Annotated in this window: 16 protein-coding genes; 8 read left to right on the forward strand and 8 right to left on the reverse strand. The window is 66.7% G+C overall.

The features are described 5' to 3' along the window. The first annotated feature begins 11 nt into the window (after positions 1 to 11). The 5 genes from C1M51_RS12220 to C1M51_RS12240 are packed head-to-tail and all read left to right on the forward strand — an operon-like array spanning position 12 to position 6,350. Entirely contained in the window at positions 12 to 1,340 is a 1,329-nt protein-coding gene (locus tag C1M51_RS12220) for a UDP-glucose/GDP-mannose dehydrogenase family protein (protein ID WP_129450120.1), read from the forward strand. Next, positions 1,337 to 2,503, forward strand: coding sequence for a DegT/DnrJ/EryC1/StrS aminotransferase family protein (locus C1M51_RS12225; protein ID WP_129450122.1), 1,167 nt, complete (start codon positions 1,337 to 1,339; stop codon positions 2,501 to 2,503). Before C1M51_RS12220 ends, C1M51_RS12225 begins: the two co-directional genes overlap by 4 nt. 13 nt (positions 2,504 to 2,516) lie before the next feature. Further along, complete coding sequence (locus C1M51_RS12230) at positions 2,517 to 3,122, forward strand: sugar transferase (protein WP_129450124.1); 606 nt, start codon at positions 2,517 to 2,519, stop codon at positions 3,120 to 3,122. Between the two features lie 28 nt (positions 3,123 to 3,150). Next, positions 3,151 to 5,076: a nucleoside-diphosphate sugar epimerase/dehydratase gene (locus tag C1M51_RS12235; RefSeq protein WP_129450125.1), complete on the forward strand. Its 1,926-nt coding sequence runs from the start codon at positions 3,151 to 3,153 to the stop codon at positions 5,074 to 5,076. Beyond that, entirely contained in the window at positions 5,073 to 6,350 is a 1,278-nt protein-coding gene (locus C1M51_RS12240) for a hypothetical protein (RefSeq protein WP_129450127.1), read from the forward strand. The genes C1M51_RS12235 and C1M51_RS12240 overlap by 4 nt, the downstream gene beginning before the upstream one ends. Before the next feature lie 17 nt (positions 6,351 to 6,367). Here C1M51_RS12240 and C1M51_RS12245 read toward each other — a convergent pair whose 3' ends face one another. Continuing rightward, entirely contained in the window at positions 6,368 to 7,807 is a 1,440-nt protein-coding gene (locus C1M51_RS12245; protein ID WP_129450129.1) for a glycosyltransferase family A protein, read from the reverse strand. Then, complete coding sequence (locus tag C1M51_RS12250) at positions 7,804 to 8,787, reverse strand: hypothetical protein (protein WP_242499671.1); 984 nt, start codon at positions 8,785 to 8,787, stop codon at positions 7,804 to 7,806. Before C1M51_RS12250 ends, C1M51_RS12245 begins: the two co-directional genes overlap by 4 nt. A gap of 258 nt (positions 8,788 to 9,045) precedes the next feature. Here C1M51_RS12250 and C1M51_RS12255 point away from each other — a divergent pair, with 258 nt between their 5' ends. Genes C1M51_RS12255 through C1M51_RS12265 form a run of 3 tightly spaced genes read left to right on the forward strand, consistent with a single transcriptional unit; the run spans position 9,046 to position 11,866 of the window. Then, a complete protein-coding gene (locus C1M51_RS12255) occupies positions 9,046 to 10,035 on the forward strand; it encodes a right-handed parallel beta-helix repeat-containing protein (RefSeq protein WP_129450131.1) in 990 nt (329 codons plus the stop codon). Continuing rightward, positions 10,032 to 11,123, forward strand: coding sequence for a GSCFA domain-containing protein (locus tag C1M51_RS12260; protein ID WP_129450133.1), 1,092 nt, complete (start codon positions 10,032 to 10,034; stop codon positions 11,121 to 11,123). Before C1M51_RS12255 ends, C1M51_RS12260 begins: the two co-directional genes overlap by 4 nt. Beyond that, complete coding sequence (locus tag C1M51_RS12265) at positions 11,120 to 11,866, forward strand: hypothetical protein (RefSeq protein WP_129450135.1); 747 nt, start codon at positions 11,120 to 11,122, stop codon at positions 11,864 to 11,866. Before C1M51_RS12260 ends, C1M51_RS12265 begins: the two co-directional genes overlap by 4 nt. Before the next feature lie 23 nt (positions 11,867 to 11,889). Here C1M51_RS12265 and C1M51_RS12270 read toward each other — a convergent pair whose 3' ends face one another. The 6 genes from C1M51_RS12270 to C1M51_RS12295 all read right to left on the reverse strand — a co-directional run bounded on the left by C1M51_RS12270 (position 11,890) and on the right by C1M51_RS12295 (position 21,277). Continuing rightward, the gene (locus C1M51_RS12270; RefSeq protein ID WP_129450137.1) at positions 11,890 to 12,792 is read right to left on the reverse strand and encodes a class I SAM-dependent methyltransferase; all 903 of its coding nucleotides are present in this window, start codon (positions 12,790 to 12,792) and stop codon (positions 11,890 to 11,892) included. A 35-nt stretch (positions 12,793 to 12,827) separates the two neighbouring features. After that, positions 12,828 to 13,466 (reverse strand): class I SAM-dependent methyltransferase, encoded by a 639-nt coding sequence (locus C1M51_RS12275; protein WP_129450138.1) that lies wholly within the window; start codon positions 13,464 to 13,466, stop codon positions 12,828 to 12,830. A 19-nt stretch (positions 13,467 to 13,485) separates the two neighbouring features. Next, the gene (locus C1M51_RS12280; protein WP_129450140.1) at positions 13,486 to 16,959 is read right to left on the reverse strand and encodes an FkbM family methyltransferase; all 3,474 of its coding nucleotides are present in this window, start codon (positions 16,957 to 16,959) and stop codon (positions 13,486 to 13,488) included. Between the two features lie 56 nt (positions 16,960 to 17,015). After that, positions 17,016 to 18,296 carry a UDP-N-acetyl-D-mannosamine dehydrogenase gene (wecC, locus tag C1M51_RS12285; protein ID WP_129450142.1) on the reverse strand — a complete coding sequence of 427 codons (1,281 nt, stop codon included), beginning with the start codon at positions 18,294 to 18,296 and terminating at the stop codon, positions 17,016 to 17,018. 21 nt (positions 18,297 to 18,317) lie between these two features. Continuing rightward, complete coding sequence (gene wecB, locus C1M51_RS12290) at positions 18,318 to 19,445, reverse strand: non-hydrolyzing UDP-N-acetylglucosamine 2-epimerase (protein ID WP_129452182.1); 1,128 nt, start codon at positions 19,443 to 19,445, stop codon at positions 18,318 to 18,320. 74 nt (positions 19,446 to 19,519) lie between these two features. Next, entirely contained in the window at positions 19,520 to 21,277 is a 1,758-nt protein-coding gene (locus C1M51_RS12295) for a polysaccharide biosynthesis/export family protein (protein WP_129450144.1), read from the reverse strand. Positions 21,278 to 21,282: the final 5 nt, after the last annotated feature.

Here is a 21,282-nt window from a genome sequence, read left to right on the forward strand (position 1 = left end):
GGGTGTCTGCGATGAAGATCACTGTGGTGGGAACCGGCTATGTCGGACTGGTCACCGGCGCGTGCCTGGCCGAGATGGGCAACCACGTGCTGTGCCTGGACCTCGATGCGCGCAAGATCGAGACGCTCAATGCCGGCGGCATCCCGATCCACGAGCCGGGGCTGGAGGAGGTGGTGCAGCGCAACGCGGCCGCGAAGCGGCTGGAGTTCACCACCGACGTCGACCGCGCGGTGGCGCACGGCACGCTGCAGTTCATCGCGGTCGGCACGCCGCCCGACGAGGACGGCTCGGCCGACCTGCAGTACGTGGTGGCGGCGGCGCGCGCGATCGGCGAGCGCATGACCGACTACAAGGTCGTGATCGACAAGAGCACGGTGCCGGTCGGCACCGCCGACAAGGTGCGCGCCGCGATCGATGCGGCGCTGGCGGCGCGCGGCGTGACGCTCGAGTTCGCCGTCGTCAGCAACCCCGAGTTCCTGAAGGAGGGCGCCGCGGTGGCCGACTTCATGCGGCCCGACCGGGTGGTGATCGGCGCCGACGACGAGCGCGCCATCCTGCTGATGCGTTCGCTCTACGCGCCCTATGTGCGCAACCGCGACCGCGTGCTCGTGATGGACCTGAAGAGCGCCGAGTTCACCAAGTACGCCGCGAATTCCATGCTCGCCACCCGCATCAGCTTCATGAACGAGCTGTCGAGGCTGGCCGAGGCGGTGGGGGCCGACATCGAGCTGGTGCGCCAGGGCATCGGCAGCGACCCGCGCATCGGCACCCAGTTCCTCTACGCCGGCTGCGGCTATGGCGGCTCCTGCTTCCCGAAGGACGTGAAGGCGCTGATCCGCTCGGCGAGCGAGGCCGGACAGTCGCTCGAGCTGCTGAGCGCGGTGGAATCGGTCAACGAGCGCCAGAAGCAGGTGCTGGGCGACAAGATCCTGGCCCGTTTCGGCACCGGGCTGAGCGGCAAGCGCATCGCGCTCTGGGGCCTGGCCTTCAAGCCCGGCACCGACGACATGCGCGAGGCGCCCAGCCGTGTGCTGATCGAGCGGCTCACCGCGGCGGGGGCGGAGGTCACCGCCTACGACCCGGTGGCGATGGCCGAGGCGCGCCGCGCGATGCCGGGGCAGGCCGGGCTGCGCTATGCAGATTCGGCGGTGGCCGCGCTGGAAGGGGCTGACGCGCTGGTGATCGTGACCGAGTGGAAGGAGTTCCGCAGCCCCGATTTCGACGCGATCCGGAGCACGCTGCGAACGCCGCTGGTGTTCGACGGGCGCAACCTGTTCGAGCCGGCGCTGATGAAGCAGCTCGGCATCGAGTACCACGCGATCGGCCGCCCGAGCGCATGACCGCGCCGCCCTTCCTGCCCTTCGCGCTGCCCGAGATCGGCGAGGAGGAGATCGCCGAGGTCGTCGACACGCTGCGCTCGGGCTGGGTCACCACCGGGCCGAAGGCGCGGCGCTTCGAGCAGGACTTCGCGGCCTTCCTCGGCGATCCGACGCTGCAGGCCATCGCCGTCAACTCCGCCACCGCCGGCCTGCACCTCGCGCTCGAGGCGCTGGGCATCGGCCCGGGCGACGAGGTCATCACCACCACCCACACCTTCACCGCCACGGCCGAGGTGGTGCGCTACCTCGGCGCCGACGTGGTGCTGGTCGACATCGACCCGGCCACGCTGAACATCGACCCGGCCCGGGTCGAGGTCGCGATCACGCCGCGCACCCGCGCCATCATCCCCGTCCACTACGCCGGCCTCGCGGCGAACATGGACGCGATCCTCACCCTGGCGCGCCGGCACGGCCTGAAGGTGGTGGAGGACGCGGCGCACGCGCTGCCCACCACCTGCGGCGGTGCGCTGGTCGGTACGCTGGCGAGCGACGCCACGGTGTTCAGCTTCTACGCCAACAAGACCATCACCACCGGCGAAGGCGGCATGGTCGTCACGCGCGATCCCGAGCTCGCGAAGCGCGTGAGGGTGATGCGCCTGCACGGCATCAGCCGCGATGCCTTCGACCGCTTCACCGCCAAGACGCCGAGCTGGCACTACGAGATCGTCGCGCCGGGCTACAAGTACAACCTGACCGACATCGCCGCGGCACTGGGCCTCCACCAGCTCCAGCGCGCACGCGGCTTCCAGCAGCGCCGGGCGGCGATCGCGCAGCGCTACCGGGCCGCCTTCGCCGACCTGCCGGTGCAGCTGCCGCCCGAGCCCGCGGCCGGCGAGCTGCACGCCTGGCACCTCTACGTGCTGCGGCTGACCGACGCGGCGCCGCTGGCGCGCGACGCCTTCATCGAGCGGCTGTTCGAGCTGGGCATCGGCGTCAGCGTGCACTACATCCCGCTGCACCTGCACCCCTACTGGCGCGAGCGCTACGGCCTGGATGCGGCGCAGTTTCCCCACAGCCAGCACGCCTACGAACGCATGCTGAGCCTGCCGCTGTACACGAAGATGAGCGAGGCGGACATCGAGCGCGTGATCGCGGCCGTGCGGCAACTGCTGCTGCGTGGCTGAGCGCGGCGCCGGCATGGCCAAGCGGGGGGTCGACCTGGTGTTCGCGGTGGGCGGCCTGCTGCTGCTGTCGCCGCTGCTGCTGCTGACCGCGCTGGCGATCCGGCTCGACTCGCCCGGGCCGGTGTTCTTTCGCCAGGAGCGCGTGGGACGCCACGGCCGGCCGTTCCGCATCCACAAGTTCCGCACCATGGTGGCCGACGCACCGCTGCGCGGCCCGGCGCTCACGGTGGGCGACGACGCCCGCATCACGCGCGTGGGCCGCTGGTTGCGCGAGCGCCGGCTCGACGAGCTGCCGCAGCTGATCGACGTGCTGCGCGGCGACATGAGCGTCGTCGGCCCGCGCCCCGAGCTGCCGCGCTACGTGGCGCAATATCCGGCGGCACTGCGCGAGCGTGTGCTGGCCGTGCGGCCCGGCATCACCGATCCGGCCTCGCTGGCCCACCTGGACGAGAGTGCGCTGCTGGCGCAGGCGGTCGACCCCGAGCGCGAGTACGTCGAGGTGGTGTTGCCGCGCAAGCTGCAACTGGCCGCCGATTACGCGGATCGCGCCTCGACCGCGACCGACCTGGGCGTGCTGTGGCGCTCGGTGAAGCTGCTGCTGGGAAGCGGAAAACGATAATCGCAGCCGTTCCGTCTTCCCGCCCCTCATGACCCCGACGCCTACCGTGTGGCACTGGCTCGACGCCCGGCTGGGCCGCGTGCGCCCGCACCGCGAGCGGCTGGCGCTGCTGATCGACGCCGCGGTCATCGCCGTCTGCTGGCAGTTCACCTACCTGTTCCGGCTCGGCTTCGAGCGCTGGTTCAGCGCGCGGCCCGGCTACGACGTCTGGGTGCTGCTGGGCATCGTGGGCCTCTACGTGGCGGTGTTCCTGGCGCTGCGCGTGCCGCGCGGCATGTGGCGCTTCTCGGGCTTCGGCGAGATCAAGCGCCTGACCATCGCCTGCACGCTGGCCGGCGGGCTGTCCGCCGCGGCGGTGATGGGGGCCGAGCTGCGCGCCATCCCGCGCGCGGTGCTGGCGCTGCACCCCATCGTCGCGCTGATGGGCCTGGCCAGCGTGCGCATCGCCTACCGCATGCTCTACGAGCACCTGCGCGCCCGCATCTCCGGCAGCGCCCGCGAAACGCGCCGGGCGCTGGTGCTCGGCGCGGGCGATGCGGCGCGCCTGCTGCTGGCCGGCCTGCAGCACCAGGGCTGGGTGGTGGCGGGGCTGCTGGACGACCACCCGGCCAAGCAGCGCGCCCGCATCGGCGGCGTGCCGGTGATCGGCCCGCTGGCGAGCGTGGTTGAGCACGTGCGGCTGCTCGACATCAGCCACGTCATCATCGCCATGCCCTCGCTGCGCGGCCCGGCGCGACGCCGCGTGATCGATCTGGCCGCCGAGACCGGCCTGCCGGTGCTCACCGTGCCCTCGGCCGAGGAACTTCTGGAAGGCGCTGCCGTCAGCCGGGTGCGCGACATCGAGCCCGAAGACCTGCTGGGCCGTGAACCGGTGGTGCTGGACGAAGCCGGCATCTCCGAGTGCCTGAAGGGCAAGTGCGTGATGATCACCGGCGCCGGCGGCAGCATCGGCAGCGAGCTGTGCCGGCAGGTGGCGCGCTACGGCCCGTCGAGGCTGGTGCTGTACGAGCTGAGCGAGTTCAACCTCTACACCATCGAGCAGGCGTTGGGCGACAGCTTCCCCGCGCTGCCGCTGGTGCGCCTGATCGGCGACGTGAAGAACGCCGCGCACCTTCGGCAGGTGATGGCGCGCTGGAAGCCGCAGATCGTGTTCCACGCGGCGGCCTACAAGCACGTGCCGCTGATGGAGGAACACAACGCCTGGGCCGCGCTGCAGAACAACACGCTGGGCACCTGGCAGGCGGCCAGCGAGGCGGCGCGGGCCGGGGCGGAGCGCTTCGTGCTCATCAGCACCGACAAGGCGGTGAACCCCACCAACGTGATGGGCGCGACCAAGCGCGCGGCCGAGATGGTGGTGTCGCACCTGGCTTCGCAGGGCCATGCGACGCGCTTCATGGCCGTGCGCTTCGGCAACGTGCTCGGCTCCAGCGGCAGCGTGATCCCCAAGTTCAAGGAGCAGATCGCCAAGGGCGGCCCGGTGACGGTGACCCATGCCGAGATCACGCGCTACTTCATGACCATCCCGGAGGCCGCGCGGCTGGTGGTGCAGGCGGCCGCGATCGGCGAGACCGGGCAGGTGTACGTGCTGGACATGGGCGAGCCGGTGCGCATCGTCGACCTGGCGCGCGACCTGATCCGCCTGGCGGGCCACACGGTCGACGAGATCGGCATCGTGTACAGCGGCCTGCGGGCCGGCGAGAAGCTCTACGAGGAACTGCTGGCCGATGCCGACCACACGCTGCCCACGCCGATCGAGCGGCTGCTGATCGCGCGCATCGAGGCGGACCTGTCGCGCGTGGCGGCGCTGGTCGACTGGGCCCTCGATCCCGACAGCGCGGTGACGGCCGACGTGCAGCGGCAGTTGATGCGGAGCGTGCCGGAGTACCGGCCCGCTGACGACACCGTGGCCGCGGCTTCAGGTGTCGGGCCGCAGTGCACCGGGCGTCCGGCATGAACGTCGCCTACCTCGACCCACCGTACAGCCGCTACTTCCATGCGCTCGCGGCGCGGCTCGCGCACGCGTCGGGCGGCAGCGTGGTGGCCCTGTTGTCCTGCCCGGCCTACCGCCTGTATGCGGGCGGCGACCGCACCGAGGTCTGGACGCCGGGCGAGCCGGCGCAGGCGCACGACGTGCCACCGGCCTTCGAGCGGGCGGGCTGGGCGCAGACCGACTCGCCGGAATTCCGGCGCGCCTTCTCGCACGCCGTGGAGTGGTTCAAGCAGCGCTTCACCGCTGAACGCACCGACGTCTGCCTGGTGTTCTCCGATGCCCGGCCGTTCTCGCAGGCGGCGCACCTGGCGGCGCAGCAGCTGGGCGTCGTCTGCGTGTTCTTCGAGCGCGGCGCCTTCCGCTACCGCACCGCGAGCCTGAGCACGCAGGGGCTCAATGCGCGCTTCTGCCTGCGGCAGGCGCAGCAATCGCCCCTGCTCGAGGCGCTCCCGCCTTTCGATCTGCCGCCGCGCCGCGCGATCGAGCCCTGGTTGAAGCTGCGTTTCGTGGGCTTCATGGCGCTCAACGGCCTGCTCGGCTCGCTGCAGCCGCAGCGCCGGCCGATGCAGCACAAGAGCTACCATTTCTTCAACTACCTGCGCATCGCCCTCAAGCAGTTTGGTGCCGAGCATCCCGAACTGCCGCTCGCGCAGGCCCCGGAACCGCCGGCGACCGACGGGCCGGTGGTGGTGCTGCCGCTGCAGCTGCCGACGGATTCGCAGTTCGTCATGTACTCGCCGTTCCGGCACAACCAGGAACTGATCGATTTCGTGGCCCGTCAGATGCGGAACGCGCTGCCCGGGACCCCGCTGCTGGTGAAGAAGCACCCGATGGACGTACGCAGCTACCGGCTGCCGGCCGGCGCGCGCTGGATCGACGGCAGCCTGGCGCGCTTCAACGAGCGTCCCGCGGTGTTCGTCTGCCTCAATTCGAACGTGGGCTTCGAGGCGGCGATCCACGGCAAGCCGGTGCTGTGCTTCGCCGACAGCTTCTACACCGGCCACCCGAGCGTGACGCGGGTGAGCCGCGAGGACTTCGCACCGCAGCTCGCGGCCGCGGCGGCGCGGCCCGATGACCTGGCGGCGGGCAGGGCACTGCGCGCGGCCGTGCTGCGGCATTGCCAGGCGCCGGGCGACGTGTGGGCCTACAGCGCCGAAGACTTGGCACTGACGCGGGACATCGTGGCGACGCACTACGATGCGGCCCGGTTGTCGTCCGGGGCTGCGCCGCCTGCCTGACGCGGTCCGGCCGCCCCTCAGTTGTCGAGGCCTGCCAGGGTCGCGGCCACTTCCGCGGGCAGCGGCGTGAACAGCGCGTCGCCCCGCAGGAGGTGAGCGAGATGGCGCTCGGTCCAGGCCTCCTGGTAGGCGATCCGCGGGCCCGACCAGCCCTGCCGGTCGAAGCCGGCCTCGCCCGAGGTCGTCAAGGAGCCCGCACGCTGGCCGAACAGCGACAGCGGGTGCGCGACGAGGCGGTGGTGCCGTTCGCCCAGCAGCAGCCTGAGCCGCGCGACGTATTCGCTGTCGGCGCCGAAGCGCAGGTCGTCGAAGTAGCCGACCCGGTGCAGCACGACCTCGCGCCGCATGAGCAGCGAGATCGGCGTCCAGCGCGTCAGGGGCCAGGTGCGGGCCTCGCCGAACTGTCCGTCGTCGGCCAGCCGGACGCAGCGGCTGGTCGTCGCGTGGAGCTGCTCGTCGGCCAGCAGCGGGGCCAGGGCGAGTTCGAGGCGTTGCGGGTGCGCGTAGTCGTCGGCGTCGTGAAAGGCGACGAAGCGGCCGCGCGCGGCGGCCAGGCCGAGGTTGCGCGCGAAGTAGGCGCCGCGGTTGTGCGGCAGCCGGAGCAGGCGCACGACGCCCGGGTGCACCTGCGCCAGGGCCGCGACGATCGCGGCGGTGTCGTCGCGGCTGGCGTCGTCGATCACCAGCACTTCGTCGGGCCTGAGCGTCTGCTGCAACATCGACTCGACGGAGGCCCGGATGTGCAGTGCGTTGTCGAAGGTGGGGATCACCACCGACAGCCGGGCCTCGCCGGCGGCCGTCGACGCCGGCGCAGCGTTCGGCCCGCACGGCGCGAGCTGGGTCACGCCCAGTGGCGCGTCGGACCGGCGCAGCCGCAGCGCGGCGAGGCCGTGGCGCGCCAGATAGCGGTTGAGGAAGGCCAGGCCTTGCGGTCCGTCGCCGGCCTGGTTGGCCGCCAGCAGCAGGTAGTCGGCATGCAGCCGCCACGGCCATGCACGCAGCCAGGTGGCGGCGGTGTCCGGATCGCCGGCCCGCAGCGCGACGGCCGGCGCGCAGGCCGGGCGCCGCGGCATCGCCCGCACCACCGCGAGCGCGGCCTGCGGCGCGCGCGAGGCCAGGATCGACAGACAGCGGTTCTGCACGCCCTGCGACGCGCGAGCGAGCGCCGCGGCAGTGGCCGGATCGGCGGCGCAGCGGTCGAGCGCGTCGAAGTCGCCCTCCAGCCAGGCGAGCTGGATCGCCGCGGGCAAGGCCAGCGGAGCACGCGTACGCTCCATCAGCTGCCGCGCACGATGGACCAGGCCGAGGTCGATGCACAGCGCGAGCGGACGCTCGGGCGGCGCATGGGCGTCACGCAGCAGGATCGCCAGCTGCTGCAGCGGCGAGGGCTGACGGGCGGCGCGGCGTTCGAGCAGGCGGTGCTCGAGCCGCTGCAGTCCCTGCAGCGGCAGCCTCACGTCGCGGCGCTCCGGCGGCGGATGCCGATCCAGTCGATCAGCCGCTCGGCCTCGCAGCGCCGACCGGTGTCGGGGTCGAGGTAGCGCGGGTAGTCGATCAGAGCCGCATGCACCAGGCCGGCCAGCGCCACCGGCTGCGGCGTGGCGCGCCGGGTCGGAGCCGGCAGGTCGTCCCCGGTCAACCCCCAGCCGGCGTAGAAGGGCATGCCGAAGCTGCGCACCGGCCGACCCCACAGCAGGGCCTCGAAACCCATCTGCGACGTCACCGTGTAGACGGCCTGCGCCGACTCCAGCAGCGACGGCGGGTGCGCATCGGTAGCCAGCACATGCACCCGCGATGCAGCGGCACCCAGGTCGTCGAAGTGTCCGCGCTTGCGGCCGGCCACGACGTCGGGGTGCACCTTCAGCAGCACCGGGAGCCGGGGATGCTCGTCGAGTGCTGCCTCCAGCATGCGTCGGAAGCTGCGCTCGTCGGCCAGGCCGCAATGGATCGAAGCGTCGCCGCGTGTCTGGTCGACCACCAGCACGCAGGGCTCGCCGGCCAGCGGCGCGGCGGCCTCCGGGGCGTGGTTGTACTTGGACACCCGGGCCGCCCGCCACTGGCGCGCCAGCGCCTCGCCGCGGGCCTGCTGCGCGGCGTCATGGCCGGCGCGTACCAGGGCCTCCAGGCCCGACGGCGCGGTGGCATCGTAGTAGATGCCGACCGGATCGAGCACGATCGACAGCGGCGGATCGCGGTGTCCCAGGCCGACCGAGCGCAGGAAGCCGTCCTCGGCGTACCAGACCGGCAGGTCGGTGGCCCAGGGCCAGCGCAGCGCACGCGCCGTCCCGCGCTTGCGGCCCCAGGCCAGCAGGGCATCGACCCGGCGGCCGAGCAGCGGCGGATGGACCACGCGGGCCTCCAGCAGCGCCTCCAGCGTGGTCATGCGGCGGCGGTACCAGCACAGGCCGTAGCGGCGATCCGCGGACAGTGGATTCACGAAAGCACAGGCAAACCGGATCGACCTAAAGTCGGCGTCTGGTCGCTGTCGTCAGGATCGATCCACCAGTCTTGGCGTATGGTCGGCAGCAGCCGGCGGTCAGCGGCCATCGTCACGCGGGCAATTCGAGCGGGGCAATCCACCATGAATACTCTTTCAGAGATCTTGTGCGCGACCGGACATCCATCCCTCGGCCGGCGTCGAGCTTGGTCCGGCATTTTGGCGCTTAGTCGGGCGTTTGCGACGGCCTGGACCCTGATGCTGCTGCTGGTGCTTCCGTTCGCGGCCCAGGCGCAGGGCATGGCGGTCTACATGGCGGCGGACGGCGCGGATGCCAACTCGGGTGCGAGCCCGGGGACTGCGGTGGCGTCTCTGGGGCGGGCCCTGCAGGTGGCGATTCGTCAGGCCGGGCCGGGTAGCACGGAAATCCTGGTGGCGCCGGGTACGTACCGAGGCCAGCGCAATGTCCTGCGACTGAAGACCGAGCCACCGCCGATCGCCATCCGGGCCGCGGACTCCACGCAGCGTCCGATCTTCGATGGAGAGACGAACCAGGGCACATGGCTGCGCGTTCTGGCGCAGACCCCCATGCGGCTGCCGCTCACGATCGAGGGCCTCGACGTGCGTCGGTATAGCACGGCGTTGTCGATCGAGGCGCCGTTCGAGGCAGGTGCCGGCCAGCAGCTCGCATCTGCCGTGAAGGTCTTGTCGAACCGCTTCGAGGATATTGGCAGCCTGCAAGCACCTCCGTCGACCGCGGCACTGCGGTTCGTGGGGATCAGCGATTCGGTCGTCAAGGGAAACAGCTTTCTGCGGGTCCGCAATGTCGGGGACTGCAGCCTTCTTCATCCGATCTACATGGCGCACGGGAGCAATCGGAACCGGATCGAGGGCAACAGCTTCGACGACAACTGCGGCGTCGCCATCAAGCTTCGTGATGCGTCGAACGAGAACCAGATCGTCGACAACGAGTTTCGCCGGCAAACGCTGCCGGCCGTCTTTCAGGACTGGTATTGCGATGCGACGAAGCGCAAGGACTGTGAACGAAAGGACGAGTGCCCGTCCTGGAGCAACCGGTTTGCAGGGAATCGACTGGACGGCAAACCGGTGACGCCGGTCGCGCTGGACATCAGGCACGGCGAACGTCCTTCCAACCAGTGCGAACTTCCTGCGGTGAGGGAGCGTGTCCTCATGCAGTCTCCGTCCACATCGACTCGCGCAATGCCTCGCGGGAGCCAGCCGCGATGAGCCGACACCCGTACGCCGATCTTCCCGACAAGCATTTCTGGCGGCGTACGGTCAAGGCGTGGCGTTCCGAAGATCCGATCTCCCTCGACACTCCGAAGTTCGAAATCACACAGTCGACTCGAATCGCGACGCTGGGGAGTTGCTTCGCTCAGCACATCGGCCGCGTCTTACGTGAGCGGCACTACAGCTTCATCGATTACGAACCTGCGCCGTCATTGCTCCCCGTCGACCAGCAGGCTGCCTACGGTTACGGACTGTTCTCGGTCCGGTCGGGCAACGTCTATACGTCCAGGCAACTGCTGCAGTTGCTCCAGCGGGCGTTCGGCGAACACCACGCCGAGATGGTCTGGGAGACTGAAGGCCGGTTCTATGACGCCTACCGCCCCACGATCGAACCCGGGGGGTTTGCCAGCTTGGATGAACTGATCGCCTTGCGGCGTTCGCATGAGCGCGCGCTCAAGAGGATGTTCCGCGAATCCGAGGTTCTGGTGTTCACGATGGGGCTGACCGAACTGTGGCTCGATCAACGGGACGGAACGGCCTATCCGCTGTGTCCGGGGACGATCGCGGGACATTTCGATGCTTCGATCCACGGCTTCCGGAACCAAGGATTCTCGGAGGTCCTGGAAGACATGGAGTCGTTCATCGCCGGCGCTCGCCGGCGTAATCCGGATCTCCGCTTCTTGCTGACGGTGTCGCCTGTTCCTCTGGCCGCGACGGCCTCGCGCGATCATGTCGTCGTCGCGACGTCCTATTCCAAGAGCGTGCTTCGGGCCGTGGCAGGCGAACTGTGTCGAAGACATGACCATGTCGACTACTTTCCGAGCTATGAACTCGTGACGTCGGCCGGGGCTTCCGAGATCAGCTTCGATGCGGACATGCGAAACGTCACGGCCCAGGGGGTGCAACGCGTCATGTCGAGTTTCGTGGCGACCTATCGGGCGCCGCAAGGAGAAGACGCGTGTCCGACATCGGTATCCGTCGACGCAGGCGTCGAAGCATGCGAGCAACGCGTCGAAGAAGAGAACCGCATCGAACTGGCAACGCTTTGTGATGAAACCAAGCTGGATGCGGGGCCCGCTTCTTGAAGCAGGTGCTGATCCTCGGGGATTCCCATGTGGTTGCGCTCGGTCATGCGCTCGAGCAGAACTCTGGGTCGCAAAGCCTTCCGACACTCGGTCGGGCCAGCGTCCGCAAGCTGTTCTCCTTCCCGACAACGCTGCAAGCCTTTCATCGACGCCGCGACAATGAGGTGGTGCTGACCGACACGGATGCGGCGCGTGAGCTCGCTGCAGTGATCGGAGCCCAATCCATCTCGGGCGACGACCGACGGATCTTCGTGTTCTCGATCCCGTACACGACGACGATATTGCTGCGCAGTCCCGTTTGGCGTCGATTCAGTCCCTGGGCTGTTTGCGAGCGGCCACGACAACCCCTGTCGGTGGCCGTGGTCGAGCAGATCGTCCTGCATCATTTCCGATACTCGATGCAGTTCCTGACCGACCTGTCGGAAACAGGCGTTCGTTGTTTCGCGCTGCATGCACCGCCACCGCGGCGCGACGATCCGAAGTTCGGGAGATCGATCGAGGCGCGCGTTGGCGCGGTCTTGCATGCCACGGCGGTGCAAGTCGTTCAACGCGCGCTCCAGGCGCGCGGGGTCGAATCGATCGGTCCGATGGAGGGGCTTGCAGCGAGCATTCTGTCCAACGGTGGATTCCTGTCACCGGAGTTCCATGCGGCCGACGCGAACGATTTTCACCACGCGAACGCGCGGTTCGGACAGGAGATGCTGTCGGCAATCGACGCGAGAGTCCGCCGGCTCGATGACTGACGCGGAGACGGGTCGCCGGGTCTTCAGATGCCGGTCTTGACCAGTGCGGCGTCGACGCGATTGACGATGCATTCGCTCTGATCGGTCGGCCGATGAGCCTCCAGGAAATGAGGCCACGCCCAGACGTGATCGAAGGTCAGGTGCTCCCAGTAGTAGCGGCAATCCGTCGAGGCTGTGTTCCAGAGATGTTGGCGGTATACCTCCAGCGGCAAGCGGTTCACGGTGCAATAGGCATCTTCACGCTTCGTGAATCGGGCAACGACGTCGTCCGGGAAAAGGTGGTGGAGGTGCGGCACACCGCTGAATCGCGTCAGATGCGGCCCGAAGGGCGCGTTCCAGGGCGGACCGAACTGCGTGAAGAACACGCCGCCGTGGCGCAGCACGCGGGCAATCTCCTGAATCACGACGCCGGGTTGCGGCAGGTGTTCAAGAACGTTGAAGCTCACGACGAGATCAACCGATCCAGTGGGCAAGGGAATGCCTTCCGCCGAAGCGCAGATGAATCGCTCCGAGCGTTCTGCATCCTGCCGAGATCGGGTTGCTGGAAATCGCCGATCATCGATGTCGAGGCCGACATAGCAATAGCTTTCACGTTGCTGAAGACCGCGCAAGTTGTCGCCACGGCCACAGCCGATATCGAGCACCGTGTGAAATGATCCTCCGCTCACCTGTCCGGCGACCTGAAACGCCTTGTTCATCCGGCGCTGTGACCGATGCGCAAGAGAGGCGTCGTCGTACTTCATGCCGCCACGAGCCGGTAACAGTGCGTTCAGATGCTCGAGGCTTTCCAGATCCCGACGGGATGACAGCGCCGCTGCGATATCGTCAGTCGAAACGGTACCGATTGGATGACTCCGATGCAGCTGATCGAGAATCCGGGAAGCGCTTTGCGTTCTCGGATCGAACTTGGTGGGGAGCGGCTTCAATCGTCGTTTCCGATGAACTCAGTTTCTGTCTTGTATCAAGCGGCGGGCAATCCATGACCCGGTGTTTCAGTCAACATGGCCCAGGCCCAACCGCGACGCCGTGGGCGATGCAGCATGCTGACCTCTGCATCCGGGAAAACGGATTGGAGCCTGGGTGCGTCGAAGCGCTGCAGGTGATATGAAGGCAGCGGCAACGGCTCTTCGAACGGAACGCTCATCACCAGCTTGTTCTTCGTGACGCGTCGAAGTTCCTCGATGCCGCGCATCATCACCTCGGTGGGCACGTGCTCGAGGACCTCCATGCAGAAGACCATGTCGAAGTGGCGGTCGGGGAACTGCAGCTTGTCGACGCTCATGATGCGGAAGTCGAGCGCAGGCGTGAGCTGTAGAAACTTGCTGTACCGGCGAATGTCGATGCCGACGACGCTGGTGAAACGCTCCAGCAGCGTCAGGTAGTTGAGCATCGGGCCAGGTCCCACGCCAACCTCGAGGATTGATTGGGTTCCCGGTGGAATCAGCGACGCAGCGTACTGCAGCCGTCGCCAGTCGGCGTCGAGATACAAGCCCTTCTTGTCGTCACCGTACTTCTCTTGGTAATGACGTTCGTACTGCTCACGGACGGCAAGCATCAGGGGGTCGGCCAAAGGGCCGAGGTCGATGTCGATCGGGCTCATAGGTGGCTGCGCTTTGATGTCAGATGTAGGCGAGATCGAGGTTCAGGCCGTCCTGAAGGATGCGGGCCTTGCGAAGGAATTCATCGTCATCGATGCGCCAGGTGTGCTGCGCCGAATCTGCGTATCGCATGTGAACGAAATTGAAGGGATCCGTGGAGAGTATGGGTACGGCGCGTTCCTGCAGCGCCTTCAGGAATGCGGTGTCGGTACCCTGGCGCACACGCTCGAATCTCTGTTCGCCGGTTCGGCGACGGTCCCAGACCAGGGTGCCGCCGTGCACCAGCTTCGTGTAGCGGTAGTGCTTCGACGGAAACCGCAGGGCCATCTGGTTGGTTCGTTCGACAAAGCAGAAATAGGACCCCTTGCCAACGAGGCCGGCCTCGCTGTAGCTGAATGCAAGTGCGGCGTCGGCCAGGTAGTCGGGGCCGTAGTGATCGTCATCGTCGATCTTGGCCAGCAACGGCGTCGTCGAGTGTTCGATCGCGAGATTGAGACCGTCAGCCAGAACGGAATCCTGCCCGGGCATATGCAGCACGGTTGCCTCCAGCCTTCGATCGAAGGCCGCCTTGATCTTTCCCAGATCGAAACCGTCTCCGTGTGCGACAAAGATGAGTCGCACGCTTGGATGCGTCTGCGCATTCATCATGGACGCAACCTGAGCCAGGAACCCGGGGCGCTTGGAGACGCAGATGGCCGTGATGGTCTCCGGCGGAGAGGTCGAATCACTTCGCAAACCGAGTGCCTTCGCGACCTCGGCGGCGCGATGTCGATAGGTGTGCTGACCATGCACGAGCCTGACGCCTCGTGCACTGCGCCTCAACGACGTGAGTTCATCCGAGAGCAGTGCTTCCAGCGTGCGAGACACCTGGTCGGTCGTTGTCACGACATCGACCACTTTCGCGAAGGGGCCCTCCAAAGCGGGCGAGGGCGAGGAGATCAGCGGGGTGCCGCTGGCCGCCAATTCGAACACGCGCCGAGCCACCATCGACGGAGACTCCTCGACGGAGTTGACGTTGATCATGGCGCCGTAGCGTCGGTAGACCTGATCTGCGATGACGTCGTACGGCACTGCGCCCCTTATGGCAGTACCAAAGCGCTCAGGGAACCGCTGTGCCGGATCGGCGGCATCCGCATACCGATCGAAAATGTCGAGGATGCCTCGCGCCATCGGCGCTGTCAGCAGGATGTCAAGCCACTTGGCGCGGGCAGGATATTTGATGCCGTTCCAGCTACCGGCAAAGGCCACTCGCGCATTGCGACTCGCCTCCAGGATGGGGTGATGCATCGTGGATTGCGCTGCAAACGGCAAGACGTGAACGCGATCGTGCCCCAACTGAGTTCGGTAACGCTGTACACAGTCTGCATCGGTCGTGAAGACATGGTCGAACTGCCTGGCAACGTCGATGAAGACATCGAAATTCGCAGGATCCTCCTTGTTCCAGAAGGCGGTCGGAATACCGCGCGACCGGCAAAGGGCGAGCACGCCGCGCAGGTCGTCGCCCTGTGTGCCGGCGAACTTCGTCATGCAGTAGTTCCACGTCCCTCCATTTCCGCGCCAGGCCGACTCGGCGAAGAACAGGTCCCAAGCCCCTGAAGTCACTTGATCAGACCATCCGCTGCGTCGGAGTGGGACGAGATCGAACTCCGGCGCGAAGCAATGCTCTGAAAATGGGTCGAGCAGGGACAAGACCCTCAGCCGCCCCGGCGACAAGGGCTCCGCTGTCGTTGTGCTGCGGCGCTTCTCGGCGATGGGCGCGACTGGTGATGAAATCTGCGGCAACTGGGTGCTGCGATTGACCTGCTCAAAGACAACGCGAAAGACGTGCCGGGCGCTGTGGCGAATAACCGCGACGCGAATCGTTCGGCAACCATCAGGCAAGGCGATCTGCAAGTCGTGCAATGTGTCGATATCGACACCCAGCGGTCTTTGGTATCGGCCATCCACCGCTGGCGTTCGATCGAAGTGGGTGTCGCTCAGCGCCAAGGCCTTTCCCGACGTGTCGGTACACTCGAAAAGAAGCATGGCGCCATCGCCTGCACCACCGTCCGGCGCCTGCAATCTCAACCGAAGGCCAAGCGACGCCACTTCCGGTGTCGTGTCGATTGCAAGCCATTGCGGTGCTGCCTTCGCCAGCACCGACTGAGGTCGCCATGCTTGACGGGCGCCGAGATGTTGCCAGACTCCTGCTGCGGCCGCATCGGCGGTTCGCCGCAACTGACGGTCGTGCCGGTGCTTCAGCCCTTCGCGTATCAGCAGCCACGGCAAGACGATCAATTTGGCAGGTTGGCGCCTGCAAGCCACGAGCACGCTGCCCAGTCTGTAGGCAAGCTGCTGTTGAATCTGCTGGCGTTGCAGATCCGACTGACGCGACAATTGATCTGCGCGAACGGCTTGCTTGATCACGGCGTGACCGAGATCGGTCAACTGATGCTGCTTCCGTTTGAGTGATGCGATGGTGGCAGCCGACGCAGACTTCTCGACGGAAGCAGCCTGCTCGGCTCTTGCTGTACGCAACTTCTGCGCGTCGAATTTTCTCGAAAGTTCGGAGGCGAGTCGCCGTGCCTCGTCGAGTTCGAGGTTGGTGGCCGAGGCGCGTTGCTGCTGTACGGCGAGTTGATCGGAAAGCTCCGCAGAGGTCGTCTGTTGGATCTCGATCTGTCGCGTCAACTCGGCAACTCGCTGCTCGCCGGCCAGAAGCGCCGCTGTCAACTCGGCAGTTCGCCGCTCGCCCGCCAGAAGCGCGGCCTTCGCTTGTGTGGCCTCGGCACGTACACGAAACAACTCCTGAGTGACGCGGTAGGGGTTGCCATCACCGAATCGGCGACTGAAGTACGCTGCATTCACACGCCGCAGGAAGGGCGAATCCTCCAGCCATTCGTGCTGTTGCTCGTACACACGGAACAGCCGGTAGCCGTGCGCTGTCAGTGCCGCATCGATATCGTGGAAATAGGTGTGCTGCCGGCTCTCCGGATTCATGCCCGCCTCGATGTAGATCACATCGGCGGCCTGCTCACTGAGCAACCGCTGCGCACCGCGAAGCACCTCGAGCTCGAAGCCTTCGACATCGATCTTCAGCAGGGAAATGCGACGCTCGGTCACGATCTCCAGCATCTCGTCGAGCGTCACGATCGGTCGTTCCACCGACGCTGAATCGAACGGCATCGACGCGCCAGATTCACTCTTCGACTCGTACGCAACGCGCGTCATGCTGCGTGCCTTCGTCAGCCTGACAACGCCCCTCTCTGCTCCCAGAGCGACGCCATGGAGCTCTAGACGTCGACCCTTGAACATCCCCTTGGCGCGACGCTCCAGAGTGGCGAACGAGTCCGGGTTCGGTTCGAACAAATGGGCCTCGCCGACCTTGAGCGAGGATTCGATCAACTTTTCAAGTACCTCGCCTTCGAATGCACCCACGTCGACGTACGTCATGCTGCGTCCATAAAAGAACGGCTCGAGATCGCTGAAGAAGGCGGCGACAGAGTCTTGCGTCATGAGTGAAGCGCTCGGAATTTCGGATGTGCTGGTTGCGTCACGGAGAAGGCCATCGCTCAGATTGAAGTAAGGCCACGGGTGTCCACGACGCGCTTGTTCGCGAGCTGAGCGCGGCCGATCGCTCCAAACTGTCTGTGATCGACGAGCAGGACGACGACATCGCAGTGTGTGAGGGCCGCCTCTGCGGTCACCAGCTTGACATCGAGCCGCTGCAGTCCATCGGGGGGCACCTCGATGTGCGGCTCGACCGCGACCACCATCCCGGGATGGCGTTCCGCGAGCGCCTGCGTGATTTCCAGTGCAGGACTCTCGCGCAGATCGTCGATGTTGGCCTTGAACGCGAGGCCGAAGCACGCGATCTGGACAGTGGCCACATCGATGCCCTTCTCCGCGGCGATCGAATGGGCTGCCTCGCTGACCTGATCGATCACCCAGTGGGGCTTGTCATCGTTGACATGACGTGCAGTGCGGATCAGGCGCGCTTCAGCGGGACTGCTGTGAACGATGAACCAGGGATCTACCGCGATGCAGTGGCCGCCAACGCCGGGTCCGGGCTGCAAGACATTGACGCGCGGATGGCGATTCGCCAGCTTGATCAGTTCCCAGACGTTGATGCCGAGCTTGTTGCAAATGATCGAAAGTTCATTGGCGAAGGCAATATTGACGTCTCGAAAAGAATTTTCCGTCAGCTTGCACATCTCGGCGGTGCGCGCGTTCGTCACCAGCAACTCACCCTTGACGAAAGTACGGTAGAGCGCCACGGCCCGCTCGGAGCAGCGCGGTGTAAGTCCGCCGACGATGCGATCGTTCTCGACCAGTTCGCGCACCACGTGGCCGGGCAGTACGCGCTCTGGGCAGTACGCAACATTGATGTCGACGTCGCCGGCGCCGTCGACCGGGAACCGAAGGTCGGGGCGCGCGGCTGCGAGCCACTGGACCATCTGTTCGGTCGTTCCGACCGGCGAGGTTGACTCCAGCACCACGAGGTTGCCCCTGCGCAGCACCGGCGCGATCGATTCGGCGGCTGACTTGACGTAGCTGACGTCAGGCTCGTGATCTCCCTTGAAAGGGGTCGGTACGGCAATCAGGAAGGCATCGGCCGCTTCCGGGCGTGTCGTCGCGCGCAACCACCCTTGCGTGACTGCGCTGTGGACGATCATGTCCAGTTCCGGCTCGACGATGTGGATACGGCCCTGATTGATCGTGTCGACGGCGTGGGCGTTGATGTCGACGCCAATCACCTTGGTGCGGCGCGCGGCAAACATCGCGGCTGTCGGCAGCCCGATGTAGCCCAGTCCGATCATCGAGACGGTTGTGAAGGTTTCGGGTGCGCTCATGGTGTTCAGCGGAAAGACGTCTCAGATGGGCTGCGAAGCGAGCAGCTGTGCAATGCGCTCGCAGGCACGGCCGTCGCCGTAGGGGTTGTGAGCGAAGCTCATGCGCTCGTACTCCGTGCGATCGTCCAGAAGCAGCGAGACACCGTCGACGATGGATCGGGTGCACGTGCCGACCAGGCGCACGGTGCCCGCTTCCACGGCTTCGGGACGTTCGGTGGTGTCGCGCATCACGAGGACCGGCTTGCCGAGGGACGGTGCTTCTTCCTGGATGCCGCCGGAGTCGGTGAGGATCACGGTGGCACGGTTCATCAGGTAGACGAAGGGCAGGTAGTCCAGCGGCTCGATGAGATGCACGTTGCCAATGCCACTGAGCAGGCGCTGTACCGGTTCACGCACATTGGGATTCAGGTGCACGGGATAGACCAGTTGCAGGTCTTCGTACCTTCGGGCCAGCGAGGCCAGGGCCTCGCAAATGCGTTCGAAGCCGTCACCGAAGTTCTCGCGGCGATGGCCGGTGACGAGGAGCACGCGGCTGCCTTCAGGCAGATAGGAGAACTGTCTTTCGAAGCCGGTGCCCAGCGATGGCGTGGCTTCCAGCTTGTGCTGCACGGCCAGCAGGGCGTCGATCACGGTGTTGCCGGTCACCACGATCCGGTCCGGCGCGACGTTCTCTCGCAGCAGGTTGTCGCGCGCCGCGGGGGTCGGAGCGAAGTGGAGGCGAGCCAAGCTGGCTGTGAGCTTGCGATTGGCTTCTTCCGGCCAAGGCGAGTAGAGGTTGCCGGTGCGCAACCCGGCCTCGACGTGACCGACGGGAATTCGCTGGTAGAACGCTGCCAGCGAGGCGGCGAAGGTGGTCGTGGTGTCACCATGGACCAGCACGATGTCGGGTCGCTCCGCTTCGTAGACCCGCCGCGTTGCCTGGAGCACTTCGCTCGTGATCGAGAAAAGATCCTGTCCGGGCCGCATGACGTTCAAGTCGTGGTGAGGCTCGATCTCGAACAATTCCAGCACCTGGTCGAGCATCTGCCGGTGCTGCGCGGTCACGCAAACGCGGCTGTCGATGCCGGGCGTGGCTTCGAGTTGCTTCACCAGCGGCGCCATCTTGATGGCTTCGGGACGGGTCCCGAAGACGGTCAGTATTCGCTTCATTCTTCTTGAGGATGCGGCGTTCGGCACCCGTCCGTCATGGAGCGGGTGCGGCTCGGATCGCGGATGACGGTGGGCTACAGATCGAGCAACACCTTCGCCGCGATCGCAATCTGGTAGATGATCTGCGTGATGCCGCGCGTCAACTCGACGCTCTTGGTCTCGATCTTCGGCAGCACCATGATCTCGTCGCCCGGCTGCAGTGCTGCGCGCTTGCCCTCGGCAATGCTGCCGTCCTGCCGCATGACGATGAGCTTGGCCTCATCGGCACCCTGGGTGTAGCCACCGGCGCGGTTGATGTAGTCGGTGGCACTGGCCCGGCTGTCGTAGACGAGCGCGTTCGGAAACAGCACCTCGCCACTCACCAGCACGAGGTTGCTGCGCTCGGGCACGCGAATGATGTCGCCATCCTCGAGCAGTGTGTCGCCGGCTGCAGTGCCCTGCGCCAGGATCACTTGCCCGCGAGGCTCGATCTTGCGCGCCCGTTCGATGAACTCGAGGATCTGCTGGCCCTCGCGGCCGCGGAGCGCGGCTTCCTCGCTGGTGGCCGAGCGTGCGGTGAGCGCATAGGTTTCCAGGCTGCGCAGAGAGGACTCCATCAATTCCTTCTGCCGTGCTGCCACCGAACGCCGGAACAGCTGCAGCGCTTCGACGCGAGCCTGCGGCGCCGGCTTCAGGCGAGCGAGCGCGTCCTTCAGGTGGGCGCCATACGGTAGCACCAGCGTCCGTTCTCCGAGGTGCGCGCCGTCGATGCGCACGAGGATCGTGCCGGGGTACTTGTCCGACGTGACCGTGACTTCATCGCCGTCCTGGATGGTGACCCGCGAGGCTTCGGCCAGTGCGTGGTATTCGCTGCGCCGCTCGGCGCCCACTTTGCGGACGATGCTCAAGTGCGTGGCCGCTGGCCGCGGGCGGGCCACGGCCAGCAGTTCGCTGCCGCTCACCTGGGCCTGGCCGAACTCGAAGATATAGGGGTTGAGCACTTCCCCGCCCACCTGCACGGTGTGCTTCCGCGGCGCGGCGACGATGGTGTCGCCGTCCTGCAGCTGGAGCGGCGCAATCTGCCCGTCGAGCAGGAAGCGGTAGAGGTTGACCTTGGCGCGCGGCTGGCCGCCGCGCAGCACGTCCACCTCGAGGTAGCTGCCGCGGTCGGGGTCGATGCCGCCCGCGCGGTCCAGGTAGGCGAGCACCGAGTCCGACGACAAGCCGCTGTAGAGACCCGGGGCCCGCACGAAGCCGGTGACGTAGATCTTGACGGGCTGGGCGGCTTCGAGGGTCGCGTACAGGCCGACGTTGGAGCGGAAGGTGCGCTTGACCTGGGTCTCGACCTGCTTGTTCAGGTCGACATTGCGCACGCCGAGCACGCTGATCGGGCCGACGTTGGGAACGAACACATTGCCTTGGGCGTCGACGGTTTGGGTGGCTTCGTAATTGAAGGCGCCCCACATCCGGATGTGGACGCGGTCACCTGCCGCGATCTGGTAGTCGGGGTTGAAGCCGGTGAAGGCCTGGCCCCCGAAGCGGCCGGTGAAGATCTGCGAGCCGAAGACGATGGGTTTCAGGGCCGTGTAGGGATCCGGCGGCAACGGTCCCCCCGGCGGAAGCGGGGCGTTGGCCGGTGCCGACGAAGCGGCAGATGCAGCGGGAGGCGCAGGCCTGGCGAAATCGGGGATCTCGGTAAGCCCTCGCGGGCCCAGGTTCAGCGGGTCGTTGAAGGTTTGCTGGGCGTTTGCCGGCCCCGGCAGGCCCGCGGCCAGCAGCGCCAGCGTCAGCACGCCTGCTGCCCGTGCGAGAGCGGCCCTCCCCAACTGGAAGGCCCGACCGCTGTAATTCATGAATT

The sequence above is a fragment of the Methylibium sp. Pch-M genome, from assembly GCF_004136295.1.
Taxonomy (GTDB): Bacteria; Pseudomonadota; Gammaproteobacteria; order Burkholderiales; family Burkholderiaceae_C; genus Methylibium; species Methylibium petroleiphilum.